Annotated in this window: 3 protein-coding genes; 1 reads left to right on the forward strand and 2 read right to left on the reverse strand. The window is 56.6% G+C overall.

The window, feature by feature from the left end:
• Positions 1–498, reverse strand: a 498-nt coding sequence (locus tag AC13QY_RS32015; protein WP_488494551.1) for an alcohol dehydrogenase catalytic domain-containing protein, incomplete at its 3' end; no start/stop codon positions are given.
• Between the two features lie 50 nt (positions 499–548).
• The gene (locus AC13QY_RS32020) at positions 549–1,382 is read right to left on the reverse strand and encodes a sugar phosphate isomerase/epimerase family protein (RefSeq protein ID WP_113351193.1); all 834 of its coding nucleotides are present in this window, start codon (positions 1,380–1,382) and stop codon (positions 549–551) included.
• A 377-nt stretch (positions 1,383–1,759) separates the two neighbouring features.
• On the opposite strand from AC13QY_RS32020, the gene AC13QY_RS32025 reads away from it, so the two are divergent.
• On the forward strand, positions 1,760–2,431 hold a 672-nt coding region (locus AC13QY_RS32025), incomplete at its 3' end, for a sterol desaturase family protein (protein WP_488494570.1).

Below are 2,431 nucleotides of genomic sequence, written 5' to 3' on the forward strand. Positions count from 1 at the left end.
GTAGCAGATCTTGTCGAAGGGGGCGTCGGGATTGACCTTGGCGACGGCGATCTCCGGCAGCACGGTATAATTGGCAAAGGTCGAGCAGCCCATATAGTGATGGATCTTGTCCTTGCCGATCGAGAAGCGCGAGGTGCCGTCCGGCATCAGGCCCTGGCCCTGGGTCGCGCGGATCGCGGTGCAGAGATTGGTCTTGCGCGAGAGGCACGACGGGCATTCGCGGCATTCGGGCGTATAGAGCGGAATGACGTGATCGCCTTTCTTCACCGAGGTCACTCCCGGCCCGACATCGACGACGATGCCGGCACCCTCATGGCCGAGGATCGCCGGAAACAGGCCTTCCGGATCGGCGCCCGAGAGGGTGAAATCATCGGTGTGGCAGATGCCAGTCGCCTTGACCTCGATCAGCACTTCGCCGGCCTTCGGTCCCTCCAGCTGAACCGTCATCACCTCAAGCGGCTTGCCAGCCGCAACCGCGACCGCTGCTCTTACGTCCATGGAAAATCCTCCAAAATCAATAGTCTATTGCTGATACTTTTCTTAACTTATTAGCCGATGATTCTTGCCCACAAATCACGTATTTCCTGCTTCATAAGCAGAGATTCTTCCCAGCGGTCGGTGGTGTCTTCACCGTCCCTGCCGGTGATTGCATAGGGCTTCGGCCCCAGTTCGCAGGTGAAGGCAAGTGTGGCGTCTTTGTCGGCGCGCTTCCGCCAGCTTTTGAAGCCATACTCCCACCAGCCGAGGAAAAGATCGACCCAGGGTCTGTGATGTGGGAAGGAAACTTCGATCTGAACCTGTTCGCGGGAGGCAACGCGGCCATGGAAGGCCCAGGAACTGTCCAATATCCGATGAATAAGGGCATGATTTTCGTCGGATACCGGCCAGGCGAACTCCCGCCCGACAAGGAAATGGGAGATATCGCCGAGCAGCTGCAGGTCCGGCAGGCGATCGAGCAGGTCGAGCGTGAAAAAGAGATCCGTCGTCATGCGGTCGCGATGCGTCTCAATCCAAACATCGATACCGGCCTCTTCCGCCAGACGTTGCCAGCCTTCCAGCAACGGAATGCAATCCTCAAGCCGTCGCGGGCGCACGTCCGGCTGCAGACAGATGTGATGAACGTTGTATTCGGCCGCGATCTCCAGCACCGGCTTTAGATCGTCGACAGTCTTGGGGAAACATTGGCCCTCCGCCTGCAGCCCATGCTGTTTGAGCAAGCCCGCGACGCGAGAAACGACCTTGCGGTCGTACCAATGGGTACTGATGCCATCAAAGCCCGCAGACGCGATCTTTTCGATGTTTTCTTCCAGAGAAAGCTCCGGATATCGTGCGCTGCGTCGCTCCATGGACCAGAGTGACTGGAATATGAGCAAGTTCTGCATGGTTTCTCCCCTACCAGTGCGCTGCTCAGATCATGAATCCGAGATCTCCGCCAGCCGGCGCGATGATGGCTTTTGATCATCGGCGCGTTTCATTGCAAAGCGGATGTATTCGCTCGTCGAGCGCTGGTCGCGTGAGGGGTTTTCATCAAGATGCTCTGAATGCGCCAACCGGGTCCACCCGTAACTCTTTCCAAATAGTTATGTGGGCAGGTGTTTCTGTGCGGCGCCTGGAAGAAGGTAATAGCCACCTTCTCCTCCCCCGATTGCGGCTCAGCAGAGTTCCCGTCGCCGTGAGCAAATTTCATCAAATCAATGCTGTCGTTTCGCGCCGAGGTCCCTGACACTGACCGCATAGTTCATCCACCGGGAGGCACATTATGGACGACACGCTCTACGGCACCCGCGACAAACGCGGCGACTGGAAACCCAACAAGCTTCTGCAATATCCGCCCGTCTTCATTTGGCCGGCCAAACCGATCGCCTTCCTGAAATGGTTCTTCGGGTATCCCGGCTATCTCATGCCCTGGAATGCCGTCTATGCCATCATCGCAACCTTGCTGTGGCTCTACGCGACACCTTCCATGGAAACGATGAAGACACTGGCGCCGGGCTGGATCGCCTATCTTCTCCTGCGCAATGCCGTGTTAGTCTTCCTGTTCTTCGGCGCCTTTCATCTGCGGCTCTATATGCAGAAGAAGCAGGGCACCACTTTCAAATATAATAGCAAGTGGCCGTCGAAGGATAACTCGGCCTTTCTTTTCAGCAACCAGACAGTTGACAACGTGATCTGGACTTTTGCGAGCGCAGTGCCTTTATGGACGGCATTTGAAGTTCTGACGCTCTGGGCCTTCGCCAATGGCATCATTCCCTACGTCGACTTTGCCGAGCACCCCATCTATTGCTTCATCATCATACTGCTGGTCCCGGCATTTCGCGATCTGCATTTCTATCTCGTCCATCGACTGATCCACTGGCCGCCGCTCTATCATACGGTTCACAAGCTGCATCATAACAACGTCAATCCCGGTCCCTGGTCCGGCCTCGCCATG

This window comes from Martinezella sp. CNPSo 3795, assembly GCF_057784475.1.